18 protein-coding genes are annotated in these 18,628 nt (G+C 51.2%); 7 read left to right on the top strand and 11 right to left on the bottom strand.

All coding sequences use genetic code 11. From position 1 onward, the window contains the following. From ACLM45_RS01605 to ACLM45_RS01575, 7 genes are read right to left on the bottom strand one after another with little or no spacing between them, the layout of a single operon-like run. Complete coding sequence (locus ACLM45_RS01605) at positions 1–468, bottom strand: DUF1348 family protein (RefSeq protein ID WP_006041149.1); 468 nt, start codon at positions 466–468, stop codon at positions 1–3. A gap of 28 nt (positions 469–496) precedes the next feature. Beyond that, positions 497–778 carry an MSMEG_0570 family nitrogen starvation response protein gene (locus ACLM45_RS01600; protein WP_038004189.1) on the bottom strand — a complete coding sequence of 94 codons (282 nt, stop codon included), beginning with the start codon at positions 776–778 and terminating at the stop codon, positions 497–499. Positions 779–830: 52 nt separating this feature from the next. Further along, the gene (locus ACLM45_RS01595) at positions 831–1,808 is read right to left on the bottom strand and encodes a sll0787 family AIR synthase-like protein (RefSeq protein ID WP_415410263.1); all 978 of its coding nucleotides are present in this window, start codon (positions 1,806–1,808) and stop codon (positions 831–833) included. Further along, a complete protein-coding gene (locus ACLM45_RS01590; RefSeq protein WP_006041145.1) occupies positions 1,805–2,473 on the bottom strand; it encodes an MSMEG_0567/Sll0786 family nitrogen starvation N-acetyltransferase in 669 nt (222 codons plus the stop codon). The genes ACLM45_RS01595 and ACLM45_RS01590 overlap by 4 nt, the downstream gene beginning before the upstream one ends. Positions 2,474–2,475: 2 nt before the next feature. Continuing rightward, complete coding sequence (locus tag ACLM45_RS01585) at positions 2,476–3,564, bottom strand: MSMEG_0568 family radical SAM protein (protein WP_415410262.1); 1,089 nt, start codon at positions 3,562–3,564, stop codon at positions 2,476–2,478. Then, entirely contained in the window at positions 3,557–4,555 is a 999-nt protein-coding gene (locus ACLM45_RS01580) for a Nit6803 family nitrilase (RefSeq protein WP_415410260.1), read from the bottom strand. The genes ACLM45_RS01585 and ACLM45_RS01580 overlap by 8 nt, the downstream gene beginning before the upstream one ends. A gap of 22 nt (positions 4,556–4,577) precedes the next feature. Beyond that, entirely contained in the window at positions 4,578–5,060 is a 483-nt protein-coding gene (locus ACLM45_RS01575) for an MSMEG_0572/Sll0783 family nitrogen starvation response protein (RefSeq protein ID WP_415411319.1), read from the bottom strand. Positions 5,061–5,238: 178 nt separating this feature from the next. Between ACLM45_RS01575 and ACLM45_RS01570 the strand changes: the two genes are divergently transcribed. Both ACLM45_RS01570 and ACLM45_RS01565 read left to right on the top strand, forming a co-directional pair. Further along, entirely contained in the window at positions 5,239–6,540 is a 1,302-nt protein-coding gene (locus tag ACLM45_RS01570) for an MSMEG_0569 family flavin-dependent oxidoreductase (protein WP_415410259.1), read from the top strand. Between the two features lie 636 nt (positions 6,541–7,176). Beyond that, complete coding sequence (locus tag ACLM45_RS01565) at positions 7,177–8,289, top strand: twin-arginine translocation signal domain-containing protein (protein ID WP_415410258.1); 1,113 nt, start codon at positions 7,177–7,179, stop codon at positions 8,287–8,289. 249 nt (positions 8,290–8,538) lie between these two features. On the opposite strand, the gene ACLM45_RS01560 is transcribed toward ACLM45_RS01565, so the two are convergent. From ACLM45_RS01560 to ACLM45_RS01550, 3 genes are all read right to left on the bottom strand, one after another. Then, positions 8,539–10,809, bottom strand: a complete 2,271-nt coding sequence (locus ACLM45_RS01560) for an FdhF/YdeP family oxidoreductase (RefSeq protein WP_415410256.1) — start codon at positions 10,807–10,809, stop codon at positions 8,539–8,541. An 831-nt stretch (positions 10,810–11,640) separates the two neighbouring features. Beyond that, positions 11,641–12,123 (bottom strand): CAAD domain-containing protein, encoded by a 483-nt coding sequence (locus ACLM45_RS01555; RefSeq protein ID WP_415410254.1) that lies wholly within the window; start codon positions 12,121–12,123, stop codon positions 11,641–11,643. A gap of 850 nt (positions 12,124–12,973) precedes the next feature. Further along, positions 12,974–14,212, bottom strand: a complete 1,239-nt coding sequence (locus tag ACLM45_RS01550) for an NRAMP family divalent metal transporter (RefSeq protein ID WP_415410253.1) — start codon at positions 14,210–14,212, stop codon at positions 12,974–12,976. 1,078 nt (positions 14,213–15,290) lie between these two features. Here ACLM45_RS01550 and ACLM45_RS01545 point away from each other — a divergent pair. Next, entirely contained in the window at positions 15,291–15,596 is a 306-nt protein-coding gene (locus ACLM45_RS01545) for a hypothetical protein (RefSeq protein WP_415410252.1), read from the top strand. Between the two features lie 18 nt (positions 15,597–15,614). Here ACLM45_RS01545 and ACLM45_RS01540 read toward each other — a convergent pair whose 3' ends face one another. Further along, positions 15,615–15,956 carry a c-type cytochrome gene (locus ACLM45_RS01540; RefSeq protein WP_415410251.1) on the bottom strand — a complete coding sequence of 114 codons (342 nt, stop codon included), beginning with the start codon at positions 15,954–15,956 and terminating at the stop codon, positions 15,615–15,617. Positions 15,957–16,474: 518 nt separating this feature from the next. On the opposite strand from ACLM45_RS01540, the gene ACLM45_RS01535 reads away from it, so the two are divergent. The 4 genes from ACLM45_RS01535 to ACLM45_RS01520 all read left to right on the top strand — a co-directional run bounded on the left by ACLM45_RS01535 (position 16,475) and on the right by ACLM45_RS01520 (position 18,358). Beyond that, complete coding sequence (locus ACLM45_RS01535) at positions 16,475–16,963, top strand: hypothetical protein (RefSeq protein WP_415410249.1); 489 nt, start codon at positions 16,475–16,477, stop codon at positions 16,961–16,963. A gap of 385 nt (positions 16,964–17,348) precedes the next feature. Next, the gene (locus ACLM45_RS01530; RefSeq protein WP_415410247.1) at positions 17,349–17,588 is read left to right on the top strand and encodes a hypothetical protein; all 240 of its coding nucleotides are present in this window, start codon (positions 17,349–17,351) and stop codon (positions 17,586–17,588) included. 159 nt (positions 17,589–17,747) lie between these two features. Continuing rightward, a complete protein-coding gene (locus tag ACLM45_RS01525; RefSeq protein ID WP_415410245.1) occupies positions 17,748–18,101 on the top strand; it encodes a hypothetical protein in 354 nt (117 codons plus the stop codon). Then, positions 18,098–18,358, top strand: coding sequence for a sulfiredoxin (locus tag ACLM45_RS01520; protein ID WP_415410244.1), 261 nt, complete (start codon positions 18,098–18,100; stop codon positions 18,356–18,358). The genes ACLM45_RS01525 and ACLM45_RS01520 overlap by 4 nt, the downstream gene beginning before the upstream one ends. Positions 18,359–18,628: the final 270 nt, after the last annotated feature.

The following is an 18,628-nucleotide window of genomic DNA, read 5'->3' as shown; positions in this document are numbered from 1 at the left end:
TCAAAGCCCCAACTCTGTCAAGCCTGGGAAGTCATCGGGCCTCGGTCCACCGCCCCAGGTGAACAGGCGATCGCCGTCTCCAATCGGCACATCGTTGATGCTCGCCTCACGACGGCGCATCAAACCATTCTCAGCAAATTCCCAGTTCTCATTGCCATGGGCGCGAAACCACTGCCCCTCCGCGTCATGCCATTCGTACTGAAAACGAACAGCAATGCGATTGTCGCTGCAAGCCCAAACCTCTTTGATCAGTTTGTAATCCAGCTCCTTGGCCCATTTGCGCTGTAAGAAGGCCAGGATTTCAGCACGACCATGAATGAACTCACTGCGGTTTCTCCACACGCTGTCTTCGGTGTAAGCAAGGGAGACCTTCTCGGGATCCTTGCTGTTCCATGCATTTTCCGCCATGCGTGCTTTCTGGCGAGCGGTCTCGAGGGTGAATGGGGGGAAAGGAGGTTTTCCAGACATTGAAGGCGGCTTAGCAAAAGAGTGATCATTAAGACAGGGGTCCAGTAACACGAACAGTGTCATCAGAGTTGTAACGGGAGATCCACTGGCGCAGCCGGGATGCCTCTTCATCCGTACGCGTGCAGGCAAATCCATAACGTTCGCGAACGCGCTCTGATGCCGCGCGAAGGGCTTCGATACCACGCAATTCGAGCTCAGAAACCAACAACGATTCGTCAGATTTGAAGTAATCGAGAATCACCGTTGATGGTGAATATAACGTACTGGCTTGCCCATCAGGCCACTCCAGTTGAAGTCGAACTTCAGGCATTGATCGATGCTCAATTCAAAGATTTTGCACGGCAACATCGCCCATGACTGTCTCATCGAACACAGCCAAAACCAGTGAGTGCATCAGTCCCATCCCAGAAGTGATGGATCGCACCTGAATGTTTCAAAACCACGCTGCAATCACCCAAGGCAAAGTGTCCGATACGGCAGCAAATCAGCGTCGGATCGCGTGATACCAGCTGCGCCAAAGCTGCAGTGCGGGAGGGATCCACAGCCAGCAGGTAGCCAAAACTCGGGAAGCAGGTCAGCCAGGCCTCCTCGTGGATGTCTTCTGGACGTTCCACGGCGTCGAGGTCAAGGAGCAATTGATGACCACAAGCCTCGGCAAACATCACGGCAGTACCGGTGATTCCTCCCATGCTGATGTCCTTGGCGGCATGCACTAGCTGCTCCGCAGCCAGCAATGGCAGCAAAGCAAGTTGTGCACGAAGGTGTTCTGGAGAAGCAAGGGTCGCGGCATCCCAGAAGGGGTAGTGGCGATAGAAGCCTCCAGCTTTGTTGACCAGCATCCAAAGCTCATCGCCGGGACGTGCTGAACGAGCGGACAAAACAGGACCATCCGCCACGCCCAGAACGGAAACAGAGAGCGCCTGATAAGAGCTCTGCTGGTTGGAGTGGCCACCCACCATGGGGACACCGAAGCGATCACACGCGAATCGCATGCCCTCCATTAAGGCGCTGATTCCCTCTGCATCGGTGCTCCAGACACTGTTCACCAGAGCCAGAGGACGTCCTCCCATTGCGGCGATATCACTGAGGTTGACCAAGACCCCACTCCAGCCGGCAAACCATGGGTCCTCTTCAACAAGACCGGGATGCATCCCCTCACAGGCCAATAAGAGTTGACCGGCCTGAGTGGGAAGCACAGCAGCATCATCACCGAGCATTCCTGCCAATCCCAACTGAGGAAAGGGCTGATGGCCAAAGGTGGCAGCGGCCGAGCGAATATCGCTCTTAGCCAACAGGCCACTGGTCGTGCGCAAGACGTTCACAAGCCCCACGTCATTCACGCCGCAACTGAAAGGTGATGCGAGACGATCGGCCGTTGTTCACGTGAGGGCATGTAGTAATCGAGATCAGCTTCCATCAGGTGGTGACGGATGCCACGGATCTCAAGCTCATCGATCGAGGTCCAGTGCAAGCGGCGAAAAAAACGCACGTTCTGAATCTGCACTGTGGCGCAGAAACGATCACATCCCCAACCATTGGCGGTGGTGACAGCTTTCCAGATCAACCCCTTCCCAATCTGGTTATGACGGCGGAAGTCGGAATGCACTCCGAGGCGACCGCCATACCAATGTCGCGGCTCCGTTTCCACAATCCGAACCACTCCCACCACATTGGTTTCATCGGCATCGTCATGCTCTGAGTCTGAGCTGTGATGCAACGCCGCAATCGGATAGGCAATCGCATCAAGTTCATCTCGATCTGAGTCTTCAAACACATGCTGCTCGCTACAAAAGATGCTGCGCCGCAACGACCAATACCCCTGGATCAGGAAGGAATCAGCGCGAAGAAGATGAAAGGTGAAACGATCGGAACTCGCTGTCGGAGACAGGCGAAAATCATCAGCATCAATACCAATGCCGCAGCGCACAGATGGCGTGAACAGATGAGGCGCGGAACTTTTGCTGCGACCAATGCCGCGGCTGCTGGGATCAAGACAAGAAACCATGACTACGACACCGATTCAAAAAAAGAGAGCGCGGAACAAGCTCCGCATTTGGCACAGCCGGCGGACATCTGCTCTGAGCGCAGATCCCCCGCGTTCAGCATCTCGGCAACACCCTGATACACGTCGACCATGAAGGAACTATCCGGAGAAGAATGACTCTCAAGCGGAGTTCCAGAGATCGGAACAAAGGGCACCACGAAGGGGTAGACCCCGAGTTCGATCAGACGGCGACTGCAGGCCAGCAAAGCGTCTTTGCTGTCACCGAGGCCAGCCAACAGATACGTCGACACTTCACCTCGACCGAACACTTCAACGGCGTCGGCGAAGGCCTCGTAATACCGTTCAAGGGTGAGCTCCGATTTCCCGGGAAGGATCCGACGGCGCACATCCGGCTCCACCACCTCAAGGTGCATGCCAAGGCTGTCGATTCCAGAGTCCTTCATGCGCTGATACCAGCGTGGATCCTCCGGCGGTTCACATTGCCCCTGGATCGGCAGATCCACTCGACGTTTCACCGCTTCAGCGGTTTCAGCCATCAGACGAGCGCCGCGGTCGTCACTGTTCGGCGTACCGGTGGTCATCACCAGTTGCTTGACCCCGTCCAGCCGGACGGCAGCCTCCGCCACCTCCGCCACCTGCTCGGGTGTTTTCCGAATCAAAGCCCCGTCGTCGATCGACTGTTCAATGGCACAGAACTGACAAGACTGGGATCGGTCCCGGAAGCGGATGCAGGTCTGCAGCAACGTGGTGGCCAAAACGTCCTTGCTGTGCAGCAAGGCAATCGATCGATAGGAAATACCGTCGGCTGTGCTCAAGCCGTAAAACGTTGGCTCCCGTGGTGTTGTGATCACTGGAGCGCAAGACTGCTCTGGACCATCGATCGAAAGTGACGTGCCAGTGGATGCCAGCTTGTAAGGCGAGGCTGCAGAGGCATTGTTGTAAACGGGCACCATCACGGTGGTGCCATCAAGATCCAAGGCACGGTGGTCAGAAGGACCCGCACCTCCTCGCCGGCCGGGGTTGCCCTTGACCGGGTCAACCCGAACGCCATGCACCTGGAGTTCTGTAACCAAGCGACCAAGCTCAGACATGGTTCAAAGCCTCCATCGATGACAGGGAGTCGGACACCGCGGCCGGCTCCAAGGAAACCGACGACGTGGAGATGTCTTGAACAGGAAGCGCTGGCGAACTGTTGATCTGCAGGGACAACAGCTCAGGACGGCTGTAATGGCCGACGCTGTCCATCATTCGTTTGCGCTTGGTGATCAGTGCGAGATCCAGATCAGCAATCGCCAACCCTTCACCATCGGGGAGAGGTCCGACCAGATAACGGCCTTCAGGGCTGATCACAGCGGTGTGACATCCACCTTGAAAGGCCTTGTGCAGAGACGTCTCGGGGGTGATCAACGCAAAGTCCTCGGGGTCCAGCCAGCCGGTGGAACAGATCACGAAACAACCGGCCTCAAGAGCGTGATGACGCATGGTGACGGCGGTCTGTTCACTGAAGATCGGTCCCACCAGCGAGCCAGGGAACTGAGCGCAGTGAATCTCCTCCCCCTGAGCCATCAGGGCGTAGCGGGCAAGGGGGTTGTAGTGCTCCCAGCAGGCCAGAGCGCCGACGCGAGCCAGCGGCGTTGGCACCACCTTCAGGCCTGAGCCATCTCCTTGGCCCCAAACCATTCGCTCGTGATAAGTAGGCGTGATTTTCCGCCGTTTCAGAACCAGCTCACCGCAGCTGTTGAACAACAACTGCGTGTTGTAAAGCGTTCCCCGATCACGCTCGTTAACGCCTAACAAAACCTGCATGCCGTGCTGACGAGCAGCGGCGCCAACAGCATCAGTGACAGGGCCTGGAACGACCACGGCTTGCTCATAGAGAGCCAGATGGGATCGTCCCATCAGAACCGGAGGTTCAACGAAGGAAAAGTAGGGGTAGTAGGGGAGAAATGTTTCGGGGAAAACGATCAGTTGAACCCTTTCGGCAGCTGCTTCGGCCATCGCATCCAGAACTCTCTGGAGGGATCCATCCAGACTGAACAGCACAGGACGGATCTGAGCGGCAGCAACTTTGACAGTTGTCACAGTGGAGAGCCTCCAGGCAGAATCAAAGCGTCCAGGTGTCAAGAATGAAGGCGCCCTCTTTGCGGTGCATCAAGACGATGTCGAGAACATCAAGAGGGTTCACAGGTGTAATTCCAGGCATCAGAGCTTTTTCGCCATGGCCATAAAGCGCCTGTAAAGCAAAACGACAGGCATACACTTTTCCGCCTTGATCCATAAATTTCTGAAGTCGAGCATTGAAGTTCAAATGTCCATCAAACGCCGCATCACCAAGCTTTGGGAAGCCTCGCATCACACCCAGCGTGACCCCAGGACCGTAGAGGAGAACTGAGGTCTCGAAACCTTTATTGATCAGACGACTGGCTTGGAGGAGGTTGACCAGTCCGATGGAACCTTCAAAGGCAACGGTATGGAATGTGACAAGAGCCTTTTCACCAGGCTCGGCTTTGACGTCAGGAAATACTTTTTCCTCGTAGTCAACAAGGAAGTCACCGGGTTGATTGGCGGAACGATCAACAGCAGGCATGTAAAGTTTCCATAACCAGTCCAATCGTGACTCCATCACCGCCTTCAGCGATGTGCTGATTGCAACAAAACCAACGACTGAGAGACAACTCGATTGCCTATTTAGTGCTTTTCAATACAGCATTCTTCGTTTTTCCAGAAATAAAGTTGTGAGAGTTTTCAGTACATCGACGTTGCAAGTGATTTCTGAATCCAATTCTTCACTTCAGCGCCGTTCAGCAGTCGTCATCGGTGCGGGCCAAGCTGGCCTCTCTGCTGCCTATGCGTTGCAGCAACAAGGGATACGACCGCTGGTTCTCGAGAAGCACCGTGTGGCGTACGCCTGGGACCAACAGCGCTGGGATTCCTTTTGCCTGGTCACGCCGAACTGGCAGTGCCGTCTTCCCGACTTTCCTTACAACGGTGATCAGCCCGACGGCTTTATGGGCAAGTCCACGATTGTGGATTATCTCCAGCGCTTCGCTCAGCACGTCAACGCCGACCTTCGCGAGGGCGTGGCCGTCTCGCGGTTGCAACCCATCGTGAACGGGTATCGGCTCGACACCAGTGAGGGAGTCATCGAAGCCGAACACGTCATCGTTGCCACTGGGGGTTACCACATCCCCCGACGTCATCCATTCGCCGAACGCATACCAGCATCTGTGCAGCAACTAGATGCTCGGTCCTACCGCAACCCCGAGGCACTCCCGGATGGTCCGGTGCTGGTCGTCGGCAATGGCCAATCTGGCAGCCAGATCGCTGAAGACCTCCACCTGGCAGGTCGCTCTGTGCACCTGAGCGTGGGCCGAGCCCCGCGATCTCCGCGTCGTTATCGAGGCAAAGACGTTGTGGATTGGTTGGATCGCATGGGCTACTACGCCATGCCGATCAGCGATCACACGGATCCACGCTCGGTCCGAGCCAAGACCAATCACTACCTCACAGGCCGAGACGGCGGGCGTGAGATTGATCTACGACAACGGGCGATGGAAGGCATGCATCTGCATGGCCGACTCTCGACCATCTCCCGCGAACACATCGGTTTCGCAGATGACCTGGCGAGCAATCTTGATCAAGCCGATGCGGTGTATTGCCGCATCCGCACCAGCATTGACAGCTGGATCGAACAGGAAGGGATTGATGCCCCGGCCGAACCGGCGTATTGCCCCTGCTGGCAGCCGTCTCCCATGGAAGATCCAGGAATTGATCTGAGCTCACAGCCGCTCGCCGCAGTGATCTGGTGCACGGGTTACCGCAGTGACTTCACATGGATTGAGGCGCCCGTCTTTGATGGGAGTGGGTTACCTTCCCATGATCGTGGCGTCACACAAAGTGCTGGCCTGTATTTCATCGGATTGCCTTGGCTGCACACCTGGGGCTCAGGGAGGTTTTGCGGCGTCAGCGAAGATGCAAGGTATCTCGCACAAGTCATCAACCTGCGTTTGCAACGCCGTGATGCCTGCCAGGAACGCTTGGAATGCACGGCAATCCTGGGGTCTTAGAAGCAGAATCTAAACCCATCAGCACTAACAACAAAAGCGAAAGCGGATAAGAACTCAGTTTCAAATACCATCAAGAAGAGCTCAAGGCGCTGGATGAAAATGCATCTCCCTAGTTGTTGAACAATCCAAAGAAAGCGATCCAGGCCCTCAGTCCCACGTCAACAACAGAATGCATATTGGAAGCAGTGACAAAAACCACATCGCTGATCGACATAATTCACTCCAGCACCTTCCATCACCACCCGCCAAGAAGTATTTCTTCTATAAATAGTTCAACCAAGAAACTCACTACAAACAAAACTACATAGAGCAAGGACAACCGAAATTCGAGTTGAAACAATGGCAATCGGGGCATACTGACCATTACAAATGGAATCACCCTCTTATTCCCAAGTTGATGTCAAGGGAGGGAGGAAGACAGCTGGCCAAGGAAAGGCAGAGTAATCAATGCCGAGGCTTAACAACAAACAGCGTGACGCAATTGAATCAGGATCTATTAATCAGTACTGAGATTAGGGTGATATCTCAGGCCAAGCTGAGCATTGCATTAAGCAATTTTTATATGTATCATTTCAATAATTTGCCTGCGCATGATCGGTCCCCTACGCTAGAAAAAGTCATACGAAATAAATTCTAGTGGCAGCACTCAATTCCAGCAGGCGCAACTTTCTTAAGGGAGCTGCAACGAGTGCCTCGGCATTGGCCATTGGATCGAGTTTTTTTAAATCTTCTTCACTTGCAGCACAGAGCGCAGGAGATTCTAATCGCAAACAGATATCGGTTGATCATGAGTGGGGAACACTGAAGGAAGTTGTCGTTGGATTTACAAACATTCGCGTACCAAGCGAAATACCGCCCTCAAGTAAAAACTATTTGCCACAATCCTCCATCGACTTTATCGAGAAAAATAAAGGTCAATGGTTAATCGATTGCGATCCCGAATTGAACCAGCAATCGATTGATCAAATGAACACAATCATTTACATACTAAATGATCGCGGAGTTATTGTTCATCAGGTTGAACAGCTTTCTCCCGCCGAGGTTGAATACTTAGAGATGGATAGTGATGCTGTGATGCAGACTTTCCCACGCGATCCGATTCTTGTCATTGGCAACAAAGTCATTGAAACATCAATGCTCGAGCCTTATCGCCGTAAGGAGCGATTTGCGATCCGGAGAACTATTGAGGATCGATTACTAAACAGCGGATCTTATCCCGTATCGATGCCACAAGCTGATCCTTATCGCGGAAAGTCAGCTGACGACTACGGGCCAGGACCATACCTTGAAGGAGGCGACGTAATGTTAATCGGAAAAGATATTTATGTAGGCCAAACAGGCAACGCTTCAAACCTTGCTGGTATACGTTGGCTAAGCGATTACTTGGGTCAAGATTACCAAGTTCATCAAGTGCCGCTCAGTCGTCGATTCCTTCATCTTGATTGTGTACTGGCTCTACCGCGACCAGGTGTAGCCATTGTGTGCCAAGAAGCATTTACTCAGGGTCTTCCCAAATTCCTCAATGGCTGGAAGCTCATTAATGTTTCAGCGGATGATGCTGAAAAGAAGATGGGATGCAATGGTCTTGTGCTAAGCAAGGACACCATTCTGATCGGCGACAACATGCCCTCGCTAAAAAAAGATCTTGAGAACGAAGGTCTTGAGGTCATCACCACACCGATTGATGCACTGACCTGGCAAGGTGGAGGGTTTCGTTGTTGGCATCATCCGCTCGTTAGACTGGGATAAAATGCAGTGATCAACATGCTGACAGTTCAGAGAGAATATTCCACTATCAATCACAACATTGAGAATAAAACACCCACTATCTGACACGGCAAATCAATACCATCTCTAACCAATTTAACCCAATAATTCATTACATGAAACAGTTTGGTGGAAAGATGACTTACAATTCAACCGGACATTGAATGGTTTGCGTTGAGTGACCTTCATTCAACGCAATTGCATCACATGGATTGCAAAGATGCATAAGAATTAATCAAGCTTGCCAGCGGAGCGGCGCGATCGAACGAGCACGGGAACGCGCTTAAAGGCTGGAGTTCCGCAGCTCTGATCAGAGACTCCACGCATTAACACATTAGCTTCTGGGAAAAACATCAATCCACAACCTTGCCTGATGGGTCCCGGAATTAATTCAATACGATGAAGGGAACCAGCTTCACCTTGAACCGTTACGAGCTCATGAGGGTCAAAATCGAAACACTCCAAATCATCCGGACTAATCAGAAGTGTTTGCCGATGAGGCATACCGCGATACCAATCGGCAGATTTATAAACAACAGTATTATGCTGACCATGACTGCGAGCAGTAATAAGGTTAAGAACAAAACCACGTTCGCCTTTGGCTAATCCACCAAAGTGAGAAACATCAGGAAGACTTAATTTGGGCAAGGGTGTTTGACTCAGCTGAGCTCGCCCATTGGTGGTTGAAAAATGGGGAACTGAGAAAACCCGTCCACTCACTTGAAACTCAGTTTTGGTCGAATCAATGTCGGTCATTTTTTCATATCCAGGCACCGTCTTGGCAATTAATTCACGCACGTATGAGGCATCTTGTAGACGCCTCCAGTGAATAGGGTCATCGCCGAAAATACGGTATGCAAGCTCCGCCAAAAAACCAACTTCACTCATCAGATCAGCTCGTTTTAAGTGAGTAGAACCTGGCTCATTAAAACGGACCCAGTTATTACCTGACTCAACAGTTGTGCGGTGAGGCGTCTCAAAACGGTTCAGAACAGGGAGAAGCAATGTCTGGCGAGCAGCCAATCCATGAAAATGACCCAAATTGGGTTTGGTCGCGAGATAAGCAATCGTGTCAACACGCCCAAGTGCACGTTGCGCCTGGGTGCTATCAGGGTTGGCCCCAAAGAGATTTCCACCAAGGCAAAGCAGTGCATCGACTTCACCACGATCGGCGGCTTCAATCAAATCTCTGGCATGAAAACCAGGAGTGCGGCTTAGCGGACGCTGGAGCAAGGATTCCAGAGCCAGTCGCATCGGTTCGCGCAAACGAACAGAAACACCCATCGAGCCAAAACCCTGCACGTTGGAATGACCACGGATCGGCATCGTTCCCGCACCAGGTCGTCCCACATTTCCACTTAGTACAGCAGAATTGGCGATGGCCTGAACATTGGTCGTTCCATTGGAATGGTGCGTGATCCCCATCGCCCAGGCAAAGACAACAGAGCGGCAATTCGCCAAACGGGCAGCGGTGTACTCCAACTCTTCGCGACTGAGTCCACAACACTGTGTGATCGACACCCAGCTCGTTGAAATCAGTTGTTGTCGCAACCCCTCCCAGCCGTCGCTGTGCGATTTAACAAACTCACATGCGATAGCACCACTCTCTAACCAGGCCTTTTGAAACCCGAGAAATACGGCCGTGTCGGATCCGGGAATCGGTTGGAGGAAGAGAGAGGCGATCTCACTTCCCATCAACAAAGAACGGATCGGAAAGGCAGGGGAGCCAAATTTAAGGAGACCACCTTCGAGAACAGGATTGATCACAACCACCGTGCCACCTCGGTCACGGAGACGAATCAACTCGTTCATTAAGCGAGGATGATTTGCAGGGGCATTGGAACCCACGAGAACGACACCATCCGCTTGACGCAAACTTTGCAAGCTGACATTGGATGTGCCGCTTCCGAACACACGAGTGAGGCCCACACTGGATGGGGCATGACAAAGATCTGAACAATCAGCCAGATTGTTCGAACCTCGAGCTCGCATCAGCAACTGGAGCAGGTAAGCGGCTTCGTTGGACGAACGCCCCGAGCTGTAAGAAGCGAGCCGTTCCGGTGTGGAAGACTTGAAAACAGCGGTCAGAATGTTGTAAGCCTCATTCCATTGAATCGGTTCATAAAAATCGCAACCCTCGCGCTTGATCAAGGGACGATCAAGACGACCTAATCGGTCACAAGATGATGAATCCAACTGCTGAAGTTCTACCAAGCTATGGCGATTAAAGACAGAACGAGGAACAGCTGGCTGAAGTTCAGAACGGATCGCTTCCACGCTCTTGATACAACGCTGAAAGGGCTCTCCAAGCTCATCTCGAAAGCCACCGTTCTGTCCCCCCGTACCCCAAGCACAAGACAAACAAGCGCTCTTGTGATTCAAAGTTTGCCAAAGCCTCTTGCCCTTTCGGCTGAATGTCGCCCGCATCCAACCAGTAATCACGGACCAACCACCACCACGTTTGAAACCGTCGCGTGGCAGCTGACTACGGGAGACATCCATGGCTAGAGCCTTCCAATGACATCTCAACGCTAGAGAGCTCTACATCATTCCTCATGCATCGAAAACAAAAAAGTCAAAAATACTTATCAAGGCTTAGGATTAAAAAGAAGGCATGAAGACTCAACGCTGAGACAAGCATGCAAACAAAATCAAATCAGCAACCAAAGCAATACAGAGAAAATAGCGATCAACAATATTAAGATTCTACACAAATCCAGCAGGAGACACTCGATATCTTTTAACAAGTAAATATTCTCAAAAAATTAATGCGTTTGAAATTGGCCATTACCTCCATAAGTAAAACAAAAAGATAACACCCATCAATTGACATTTGATGAGCTGCATCACAAATCATCTCAAATCGCATCACCAATGGTGTAGGTTCCGCTTTTGAAAAGCATCTAAAACAAGCCTTTGAGCCGAGTGAGTCTGACTGAATGCCAAGTACTGTTGCAGACCATCAGCGAGATGAAAGGCTCTTGCTGCTTTTATTCTTGACCGCGTAGCGGTGCCTTAGATTCAATTCACTCGGGACATTCATCAAGTCGTACACGCTTGATTCCCTTAAACCATAAACAATGAGCAAAACAACAGATCTCAGCAGAGTCCCGTCAAAGCAACCAGACCAGTCCTTTTATACCAATTCAAAAGTCGATCAATTGCAAATAACTTAAAACAAGTACTCACAATCCCAAGAAAACCGAAGAGCGATCACCTCAGACTTTTCTCAGAACCAGGCGAATGGTTACATAACCATTCAACACTGAAAATCAAGTTAAGAAGACTCGTGACAATGTGATTGACCGCCCATAATCACCAAAATCGCCCCCGTCACCGACCAATCAGCTTTTTTTTAAGTTCAGCAATTCTCAGAAACAAATCTGCTCTTTTTTTCTGAAGTAATAAATTGGAGGCCGCAAATCTACAAACCACAACCAACCCACACAACTCAAAAAGGCGATCAAGCAAACCACCAATCAGCGGGAAATGATTAATCGACGTCAAAATGTTTGAAACAATGATAATGGCAAGTCCCGTTAGAACAGCAGCAAGGATCGCAAGAAAAACCGGATAAATCTGCTGAAATCCCTGGAGGTTGAGCCCCTTCAGAAGAGCAATGCCCTTGCCAAGAAATCCCAGAAGCTCATCAAGGCTCGGCTGGGACGACTCTTCCGGATCAGCTGCAGGAGTCCGAAGGCTGAGTTCAGCGGGATCCAGTGCAACCTGGATCGGTTCCGCCTGACCAGGAACAGTCTCAAGAGGATCCTTGAACGGCAAAGCACCCTGAGCACCACTCTGCGACTCCGTTGCCATCAGATTTCCTATGAAGAGCTTGTCACTATCAAGGCAACACTCGACTGACTCGACATTCCTTCAGGAAACAAAAACTCAAAACACATTTCTCAGCAAAAAAACGGAGCGATGAAAGACAGCTTAACAATAACTCAACAGAAATTAACGCAAAATTTTCTACATTAAAGGTATTGAGGCCCTTCATGAATCACTGAATAACACTAATAATCACAAACAGTGGATTGGCTAGAGCCAGGCGAATCACAACCCAAAAAGCCAAAGTTGAGACCAAGTAGCAGCAGTAGCCAAGAACAACAGGATCCACCCGGTAGAAGCAGAATGCAGCCTGGTGGCAGGACCACTGGATCAGCAGGAGGGAAACGGTGCCACCGGTGGCAGAGCCCTTGACGTGGGAAGAACATCTCCGGGCAGGACATACCGGTACAGGTGGGTGGAGGCTTCAGGCCATAGATCAACATCAACACTGGTGGGATGACGCTCAAGTTGGCGTGATTCCTTGCCATCACCAAGTGATTAACAAAGAATAGATCGTTGGTATCAGTATTGGAATCAGTCTCAGTAGGGTGTCCCATCATGGTCAGTAGCCCTTTGAGGCATTCGATTGACAGACTCTTATCGCTGCAATCAGGCAGCGACATGTGGATGGGCCAAAGTCAGCCGAAGGGCTGCACGATGGCTAAACCAACACAGCCGAACGTCACGGAGCCGCCAACAGCTCAAGACACGTTGTGAACAATTTGAGATCGATAACTAAGGAGTCAATCCAACAAATCCATCATCTCTTGCTCATCAAGCGAGCCATCCCAGGACAAAGAAAACAGCTTGAAAGAAACCATCTCGCTCATGAACCTCAAACAAGGCTGATTCCAAAAAGAACAACAAACAGGCTCAATACACCGAGACTACCGAAAGCAACACAGTTCATAATCGGGCCAAATCGGTCTTGTGGGGCAACTTGGCGGCTCTGCATGACGCGCCAATTCATCCATGCCAGAACCGGTGTGGTCACGAACGACACCCACATTGCCAAGGTGACCAGCGCACCCATCGAACCGGACCACCACAGCAGCACAGCAAAGGCAAAGATGAAATGGAGCAGCATCCAAAACCGTTGGTGGTTGTTGTTCAGCACAGCCATCCCGCTATGACCTTGCAACAATCGAACTGATGCCGACGCTGAGCGCGGGTAGCCATCGAGGCAAGTGAGCACCGTGCTGAACATCGTCATCAACGCGGCCAAGGCAATCAAGGGGTAGGCCCAAGCACCCAAGCTGACGGTGTAAAGCTCGATGAGCTGCTGAGAGAAAGCTGCTCCACCCTGGGAAAACTCAGTCCCGGTGCCATGCATCACCCACGCTCCCAGCAGCAAAAACAACACCGCCATGAGCACCGTCGCGGCATATCCGATGTTGAAATCAGCCTCCACTTCCGTGCGGGTGCATGTATGGCCTGAATCCTGTTCGCGGGCATAGATCCAAAGCGAAGTCCAAGCGGAAAGGTCCAGCGGGCATGGCATCCACCCCAACAGAGCAACCAGAAAAGGCAGCGAGGTCCAGGTCCAAGGACTGGGGGAAAACATCACAGCAAAACCAGCTGCTGGGCCGCGAACCAATGTCGCCACCGCTGCTACGAGCGTGCACAAAACCAGTGCCGCGACGACAAACTTACTCAGCCGATCAAGGCTGCGGTATTGCCCCATGAGCAACACCACCAGGCAGATGGCCAATGTAAGCAATCCGAGAGTTTGCGGTGATCCTGGAACCACTGCTGTCGCCAAGCTGCCTGCCAAGGAGCTGACGGCTGCGATATTGGCGACACCCGTACTGAGGGTGATCATCAGGTAGAGAGGCAGAAACCATGGGCTCTGGTGCTGATAGCCCTCCAGAAGACTGCGACCGGTGACTGCAGTAAACCGGCTGCCGATCAACAGAAAGGGGTATTTAAAAAGGTTGGCGAGAAGCAACAATCCCAACAGGCCCAATCCGTAGAGAGCTCCCGCCTGGGTTGAGGCGACCAAATGGGAACCTCCGATCGATGCCGCCGCCAGAACAATTCCCGGTCCGAGGGCTTTGAGAAATCCTGAGCGCATCAACGACTTGGTCTGACTTGCCGCATGTTGCTCAAAGAAGACGTTGCACGCCACTCAGACCAATTCCATCCACTGGATGACACATAGATACAGCAAGAAGCACGGGAGGACTTAATCACTCCATTTCGAAACAACAGATGCCATCGAATAAGCTGAGCTGGCTTTATTCCATAGAGCGAATGACCCTTGCGAAACGGCAAGAAAGTCGAACTGGCCGGATTCTGTGGCTGTTTTCTGAGCAGCAGAGAGTGCACGCGGTCAAAACGTCGGGCATCTCCAGAAGGAAGAAGTAAATGGCACATTGTCGCATTAAATAGTCACAACTGAAACCTATAAATGAATTGATTCGCCTGGATTAGGTTCCAAGCACATCAAACACACCCATCACTGCAGGAGTTCAGAAAGCACGCGGTTGATTCAGAGAGCAAAAAAGATCGCATAGAGGCGCAGTGGCAACCGGGCTTGCATGGTTCGAATGAGAGCGACGTTTTCAGTCACTGAAGACGTCGACAACCCGTTGCTACGGGTGAAGAGCAGCCCCATCAGGGCGCCGCTGATTCAACAGCGCTTTCGAAATTCTTAAAGCTATTGAGAATCACTTGCAATCCTTCGGGAAGCATGCTCTATTGAGACTCAATCTCAAACGTGAATACCATGATGCGGCTCTTTGGCGACCGTGAATCCCTGATCGAAGCCCTGACAATGGACTGGGCAGATCACAAGCTCCAACTGCCCACCAAAGCAAGCCAAAAGCGATCCATCCGACGGCGGCTTTTTCGAACCTCCCGTCGCGGTCGATAACGAGTGCAAGGGCCCTCAAGCGATGGGCGTTGAAAGCTCATGTCTCTCGCGGCCACGGGAGCAACTGGAGAGAGCAAGTGAAGAGTGGAGATCGACGCACCCACGGGACTTCAGCCAGTGTCAAACGCCACGCCCCTCGTCTAAATGGTCTAGCCATAGTGAACAGGTGCGTTTTAGGCCGTGAACAATCGATCTAAAGAAGAAGCCAGCCGTCGATCACGCTTCGTTCCAGAGTCAGTCGCAACGCGGTGTCACACACCAAGGCCAAGGAACCATCATGAGCACTGAGCCCAAAACCAGAGATGCAGTGCTTGCTCCAATGCCAACACTGCCATTCGCTTTGATTGAATCAAAGCTCCAAGTGGAAACAAAACTGCAACGGCTTAAAGAAGACTCTGCATTGTGTGAGATTGAGCCAATCACTCAGTTTTTGAAGAGTTTTGTCCTAAGGCCTACACACAAGAACAACACATCAACCGGATCAAAAAAACAAAACAAGATCATCGGCCATCTAAAAGCTAGAACAATTGGAGATACAAAAAAACTGATTATTTCATCAATCAGGAGTTTGATTAAAAAATGAAACTTGGCTACTTAAAAGTTAGGACCAACCGTTGACCGATTGAGATTCAACGTATGATGCAACGTCAGCAATGTCGTCAGAATTGAGTTTGCCGCCGAAAGCAGGCATAGCGTTTTTTCCATTGGTTACTTGGTTAGCAATGGCGTCTTCATGGCCGTCGTTATAGTTCGCCAGGTAGGCCTTTAGATCATCTTGCTGCAGAGTGCGCTGACCGTTCACGACGTTGCCACCACCGATATGACAGGCGGCGCAGTTAGCTGAGAAAATCTGTGCACCATGTGCTGCATCAGCAGCGAAGGCAGCAGACGGCGAGAAGGCTGCAAGCAGAGCCGCAAGGGCCAGAGAAAACAGATAACGCATAGATAGGCATTAAACCCATCAATCCTGCGAGAGAAACCCTACCGATACGCAGAAAAGAGAATATTCTTATAGAAACTGCAAATCAGACCGCAGTGGAGCATCAAGCCAACACTCCTCATCAATCCTCAGACGAATAAACCCATTCGTAGAACAAGGGTGGAGAAACCAAGACGGATCTTGCAGAAGCAATAAACCTTAACCTGTAGGATTGTTGGAAGTCAATGCTGGATGTGGATGGTTCGCTCCGCGAAAGGAGAAAAAAAACTCCCAGCTATCGCTAGGGATAACCTTTATATTTGCAGCTCAGCTGTTTTTGTCCTCCTGATCTTGAGGTTAGGCTACTGCTGCGAATGGTTCGGAATGCACCCACAATTCGGATGAAATCAGCGAAGTGCATGGTAGCGACTGCATCCTTCGCTAGCTGTATGGAAATTAAAAATATTGGTTTATAAAACATCGATTGGCATATGAGGCTTGACCCAACAAAATTCAAAGAATGATGTCTTGAGCTCATGGTTATGCCGCGTCAGCTTCAGACTTTTCTGATCTCAACAGGCGTAGGGCTGCTGCTTTTTTTCTGCAGCGCTGGTCCCGTCGACGCGTGCGTGCAAGGTCTTTCCTGGGGAATGCCATTTGAGCAGGTGAGGAGCCATCTCGGTGAAAGCCACGCCGTAAGGGAACAGAAGGCCGGTCGTTATGTCATGCACGACATCATGCTGGATCGACTCCCCGTATCTCAGGCCACCTTTGAGATCGACCCCGACAAAGGTCTGACAAATCTGGCCTACGAGTTCGCCATCGACGACATGACTGAGGTGTTAGCAGGCCTGAGCTCTCGCCACGGCAAACCTCTAAGTACGAATCTTGTGCATGAACAACAAAACGATCAGGTGTGGGTCTGGAACACCGGTGAAGATCTGATTACAGCAGTGAAGTCAGAGAGTGCTGGCCAACAAGCTTTCCTGATTGCTTATCGCCCAAGTCGATTGCGCCCTGAAACACTCTGAATCCAAATCGGCACCCCAAAGGTCTGAAGATCAGACCCCCCTATTGGCCTTACTCAAATCCGCTTTCATCATCGCAAAGCTTGTTGGTGACTGAGTCCCACTTGCAGAATCCATATCAAACCATGGCTGATTACAAACGTTTCAACTGCCATTTCGTTCGAACTCACTGGTCAACCGAGAAGGATTTCAGCTGTAGCAAAAATAATTTGAGCGATTGCAACATCAAATACTCTGTGCCGTCAGCAATGGCGGTCTTTTTAGGGCGCTACGCAGTTGGGAAAGCAAGGAGGCTTGAAAAATCCCTCAGTTGAGGGAGTTGTTTTCTAGCGAGAACGGCAATGGTGAATCAAACGGGAGAACGATCTTCAAAACATACCTCAAACAAATGACCAACATCGGAGTTCTATCCCGCCTCGTTCTGGCCGCAGCCGGTGCCACGCTGATATGGGGTAGTCCCGGGGAGATTGGCATGCATTTTGTAGGCCTCACGCTGCTGAGAGTGAATTTTGCTCAGACGCACAGCGCTGCGCATCAGCTGGCTCAAGAGGCCGAGAAACGAACTGTTCCTAAAGACACGCCGGCGATGTCTTCTCCCCTGCCACCACCGCCAATCCGCGTGAACTGAGTCACAGCCCCCCCGAGGCATCAAACAAAGGCAATAAATGACAAGTCAGACGACAAGGATTATTGAGAACCTCTTAAAAGCAAGTGGTTTAGCTCTTTTATGTGATGCGCTAACCCACCAGGCGATGCATACTGAAACTATCAAAAGAGAGAACTAATCATGAAGAACTATCACCTGCGTGTCTTTACACAAGTAAACAATGGCTCCTGCCTGCAGCTCTTGGAACATTTCAAAACACTGACAGAAGCGGAGCGAGCTGAACTTGAAGTCGTCCCGATCATGAATGCTCACGGTGATGCGACGAATCACATCGACCTAGCAATGGACCTGAGCGTGTTTGGTGTTCCAACTCTAGTCGTCACCCACGAATCTCTCTTCTGCGAAATCGGTTCTGATGGCGAAGAATATTGCGATCAAGAAGAACAGCCGGTTGAACGCCTTATCGGAATGAACAACATCATCAGCCATCTACAAGCCACACTTGATGCCTACACTTACTGTCATCCAGAATGAGACAAAAGCTAGTCAGACTCTCTGAAATCAACCGGCCACATCAAACGCCAATCGACGAAGCGAAAGTCACTCGGCTCATGGAAAGCATTCGCGAGATTGGCCTACAAGAGCCAATCGATTTGCTGGAAATGGAAGGGAAACTCTATGGCTTTAATGGCTGTCACCGGTTTACCGCACACAAACGGCTAGGTCTTGACACAATTAAAGCCAACATCAGGCAAGTCGATAGGGCAACTTTCAGACTTCATCTCCTTTGATCAACTAACAAACAACAATGGTCACAAGACGTTGGCGCTCTGCCCACTCCTGATACGTCTCGGTTGATCCTGCTGGACTGGATGACGCGGTTGCATGCGAATCACTTGTTCACAGCCAGATGAAGGCAACAGTTTCGATTGGCAGTAACAGGCGGAACCGTTCACTGCACGTCAAAGTCCAACGCGCTGAGGTGAAAAACAATGTGACAGTACCGACAACATTGAGTTCTTGTTCACAGATCAAGAACCAGCACATCGCCCAAAAGGCAT

This window comes from Synechococcus sp. A10-1-5-9, assembly GCF_047716785.1.
Taxonomy (GTDB): Bacteria; Cyanobacteriota; Cyanobacteriia; order PCC-6307; family Cyanobiaceae; genus Synechococcus_C.
The sequence above is the reverse complement of the archived record's forward strand: the minus strand, read 5'-3'. Positions and strand labels throughout refer to the sequence as shown.

Excerpts from the sequence above, each read along its gene's own strand:
- ACLM45_RS01575 (WP_415411319.1), bottom strand. The coding sequence starts at position 5,060 with ATGCCTGCTGTTGATCGTTCCGCCAATCAACCCGGTGACTTCCTTGTT.
- ACLM45_RS01585 (WP_415410262.1), bottom strand. The coding sequence starts at position 3,564 with ATGTCTGAGCTTGGTCGCTTGGTTACAGAACTCCAGGTGCATGGCGTT.
- ACLM45_RS01560 (WP_415410256.1), bottom strand. The coding sequence starts at position 10,809 with ATGGATGTCTCCCGTAGTCAGCTGCCACGCGACGGTTTCAAACGTGGT.
- ACLM45_RS01525 (WP_415410245.1), top strand. The coding sequence starts at position 17,748 with ATGAAGAACTATCACCTGCGTGTCTTTACACAAGTAAACAATGGCTCC.
- ACLM45_RS01520 (WP_415410244.1), top strand. The coding sequence starts at position 18,098 with ATGAGACAAAAGCTAGTCAGACTCTCTGAAATCAACCGGCCACATCAA.
- ACLM45_RS01530 (WP_415410247.1), top strand. The coding sequence starts at position 17,349 with ATGACCAACATCGGAGTTCTATCCCGCCTCGTTCTGGCCGCAGCCGGT.
- ACLM45_RS01555 (WP_415410254.1), bottom strand. The coding sequence starts at position 12,123 with ATGGCAACGGAGTCGCAGAGTGGTGCTCAGGGTGCTTTGCCGTTCAAG.
- ACLM45_RS01605 (WP_006041149.1), bottom strand. The coding sequence starts at position 468 with ATGTCTGGAAAACCTCCTTTCCCCCCATTCACCCTCGAGACCGCTCGC.
- ACLM45_RS01535 (WP_415410249.1), top strand. The coding sequence starts at position 16,475 with ATGCCGCGTCAGCTTCAGACTTTTCTGATCTCAACAGGCGTAGGGCTG.
- ACLM45_RS01600 (WP_038004189.1), bottom strand. The coding sequence starts at position 778 with ATGCCTGAAGTTCGACTTCAACTGGAGTGGCCTGATGGGCAAGCCAGT.
- ACLM45_RS01590 (WP_006041145.1), bottom strand. The coding sequence starts at position 2,473 with ATGGTTTCTTGTCTTGATCCCAGCAGCCGCGGCATTGGTCGCAGCAAA.
- ACLM45_RS01545 (WP_415410252.1), top strand. The coding sequence starts at position 15,291 with ATGAGCACTGAGCCCAAAACCAGAGATGCAGTGCTTGCTCCAATGCCA.
- ACLM45_RS01550 (WP_415410253.1), bottom strand. The coding sequence starts at position 14,212 with ATGCGCTCAGGATTTCTCAAAGCCCTCGGACCGGGAATTGTTCTGGCG.
- ACLM45_RS01540 (WP_415410251.1), bottom strand. The coding sequence starts at position 15,956 with ATGCGTTATCTGTTTTCTCTGGCCCTTGCGGCTCTGCTTGCAGCCTTC.